The organism is Mesorhizobium sp. M1E.F.Ca.ET.063.01.1.1, from assembly GCF_003998155.1.
In the GTDB taxonomy this organism is placed as follows: Bacteria; Pseudomonadota; Alphaproteobacteria; order Rhizobiales; family Rhizobiaceae; genus Mesorhizobium.
This window is the reverse complement of record NZ_RZSC01000655.1, coordinates 1-3,311: the sequence shown is the minus strand read 5'-3', so window position 1 is coordinate 3,311 and position 3,311 is coordinate 1. Positions and strand designations below refer to the sequence as shown.

At 63.8% G+C, this 3,311-nt stretch carries 1 protein-coding gene and 1 pseudogene; both read right to left on the bottom strand.

Translation table 11 applies throughout. The features are described from left to right. A partial coding sequence (locus EOA29_RS30000; protein ID WP_127222020.1) for a glucan export ABC transporter ATP-binding protein occupies window positions 1-1,266 on the bottom strand: 1,266 nt, incomplete at its 3' end. A 374-nt stretch (window positions 1,267-1,640) separates the two neighbouring features. Further along, window positions 1,641-3,311: pseudogene (locus EOA29_RS29995) on the bottom strand (protein ndvB); the annotation flags it as partial.

The following is a 3,311-nucleotide window of genomic DNA, read 5'->3' as shown; positions in this document are numbered from 1 at the left end:
ATTGAGCAGGCCGGCGTCCTGGAACACGGTGGCGATCGAGTGGCGCAGCGACTTGCGGGTCACCGTGCGGGTGTCGATGCCGTCGATCAGGATGCGGCCGCTGGATGGCGTGAAGACGCGCTGCAGAAGGTTGATGAGCGTCGTCTTGCCGGCGCCGGTCGGGCCGACGATGGCGACCGTCTTGCCGGCCGGCACCTCGAACGACACGTCCTCGATGCCGTGGCCGGAATTGGCGAACTCGAAGCTGACATCCTCGAAGCGCACATGGCCGGTGACGTTGGTCAGCTCGCGCAGCCCATCGGGCTCGACGGTTTCGGCGGACGAGTCCTCGAGGCGGTAGAAATCCTCGAGCTTGGCGCGCGCCTCGGAAATCTGAGTGGTGAAGGCCGACATCTGGTCGAGACGGGCGATCAGCATTCCGGCAAAGCCGGTGAAGGCGACGACATCGCCGACGCGGAGCTCGCCACGGGTGACAAGATAGGCGCCGATCGAGAGCACGATCATCATCGAGATGGTCGACGACAGGCGGTTCAGCGCATTGGCGATCGCCCACCAGTCGAGCACGGGGTTCTGCGCGTCGAGCAGGTCCTTGACGTAACGCTTCAACGTCGCGGTCTCATGGCCGATGCGGTTGTAGCTCTGCAGCACGGCGACATTGCTGACGCTGTCGGACACATGGGCAAAGACGGTGTGGTAGTGGCGTTCGACGGCGGTCTGCCCTGACTTGGTACGGCGCATGACGATACGGCCGATGCCAACGTAAAGCACGCCGAGGCCAAGCAGCACAATGGACATGCGGATGTCCATGGCGAGCGCGGTCGGCACAAGCAGCACCAGCGCGATGGCCGTCGACAGATGCACGCGCATGAATTCGAGCCACAGGCTGAACAGGGTCTCGACAGCGCGCAGCAGCGTATGCAGCGAATTGGACGTACCGCGCTGGTGATGCCAGGCGAGCGGCATGGTGATCACGCGCTCGAAGGACTGGCACAGCACTTCGGAACGGCGGGCATGCGCGAAGCGATCGGCGCCGCGCGCCACCAGCACGAAAGCGACGACGTTGAAGGCACCAAGAGCGGCCCAGACGGCGAGTGTCGAAAACACCGCGCTCTTTTCGGAAATGGCACCAATCACCCGACCCAACAGGATCGGCTCGAGGATCGCGATCGCTGCGAGCGCAATGTTGGCGCCGCAGATCAGCGCGACACGCTTCTTGTCGGCTGCCAGATAACCCAGCGCTCTCAAGTAAATCTGCAGAAGTGTCACTTCAGCTACTCCGCCAAACTCTCTAGCCGTGCTCAATTCCGGATTTGTGCACTGCACCATTTTTTGACACGTACCGGTTAACGCGTCGCAAAACAATGCCCGTCTATCGCTTCCGTTCCCATTTAGCGAACAAAAGATGACGACGGTGCGAAATCTGACGTGATCACCTAACAGTTTGAGATAAAAGGTGAAATGTCACCCTTGCGGCAAAATAATGGCACTTACCGCTTGCTGCCACATTTTTAATCACAAGGCGCTTGCTTAGCCGGATCTAAAGGAGCTTGGGGACGCTGGCCGGGATTATCGCCAAGTAAAACGCCGAGCTTGGCCGCGCGTCCGAGGGGACGCGCGGCTTATAAGCCAAGCCTTTGATTTTACGCGGGTATCTTGACCACGACCTCGGTTTTGTCGCCAGCCTTCGGTTCGAAAGACCCCGATTTTGTCTTCGAACCATTGACTTCGAGCGAGATCGACTTGGTCTTTTTGTCGCGGATAACGCGGACCTTGATCTCGCCGTCGAACATCCTGAGCGTGGCGGCGTAGCCGTCCCAGTGGCTGGGCAGCTTCGGCCTAAACGTGATCTGCTTGCCGCGCCGCTCGATGCCCAGGATTCCCTCGACAGCCGCCCGGTAAAGCCAGCCGGCTGAGCCCGTATACCAGGTCCAGCCGCCGCGGCCTCCCTTTCCTTCGCCGGCGTAGATGTCGGCCGCCACCACGTAGGGCTCGACGCGGTAGTGCTCGGCAGCCGCCTCGTCCGAGGCATGGTTGACCGGGTTCAGCATCGAGAAGCAGCGATAGGCTTCGTCAACGCGGCCCATTTCGGCGAGCGCGATGACGAACCAGGTGGCGGCATGGGTGTACTGGCCGCCATTCTCGCGCACGCCCGGCGGGTAGCTCTTGATGTAGCCGGGGTCCTTGTCGCTGTTCGAGAAAGGCGGCGTGAACAGCTTGACGATCTTGAGCTCGTCGTCGACCAGCATCTTCGTCGCCTGTTCCATGGCCGTCGTCGACCGCGCCGGGTCGCCCTCGCCCGAAAGCACGCTCCAGGACTGAGCGATGGAGTCGATCCTGCACTCGTCCGAGTTGTGAGAGCCGAGCGGCGTGCCATCGTCGAAGCTGCCGCGCCGGTACCACTGGCCATCCCAGGCCGTGCTCTCCAGCGCCCGCTTAAGCGCGTCGGCATGCCTGGTCCAGGCCTGCGCCCGCTTGGCATCGCCTTGTCCCTTGGCGACGGGGGCGAAGTCGCCCAGCGTCTTCAGAAGGAACCAGCCCAGCCACACGCTCTCGCCCTTGCCGCCCTCGCCGACGCGATTCATGCCGTCGTTCCAGTCGCCGCCGAGGATCAGCGGCAGGCCGGCCGGGCTGCTGCGCTTGATGGCGAGGTCGAGCGCCCTTGCGCAGTGGTCGTACAGCGGGGCGGTGGTCTTGGTGATCTCGGGCGTGAAGAAAGCATCGTGCTCGCCCTCGCCGATCTCCTGCCCGTCGATGAAGGGGATGTGCTCCTTGAGGATCGCGGCATCGCCGGTGACCTCGATATAGCGGGCCGTCGCGTGCGCCAGCCACACCACGTCGTCCGAGATCATGGTGCGCACGCCGGCATCGGTGCGCGGCAGCCACCAGTGCTGGACGTCGCCCTCGGGGAACTGCCGGCGCGCGGCATTGAGGATCTGGTCGCGCGCCAGGCTCGGATCGTGCGCCAGCAAAGCCAGCGTGTCCTGCAGCTGATCGCGGAAGCCGAAGGCGCCGCTCGCCTGGTAGAAAGCCGACCGCGCGCGGATGCGGCAGGCCAGGCTCTGGTAAGGCAGCCAGTGGTTGACCATGGCGTTCAACGCCTTGTCCGGCGTATCGACCTGGATGGTGTCGAGGAAGCCGCGCCAGACGCGCTCGTTGTCGGCCAGCCGCTGGTCGAAATCCTTGCCGCGATGGGTCTGCACCAAAGCGCTCGCCCCGGCGGCCGTGCCCGCGTCGCCGAGGAGCCAGAACAGCGTCACGTCGCCGCCGGCCGGAATGTCGATGTCGCTGGCGATCACCGCGCACGGATCGTC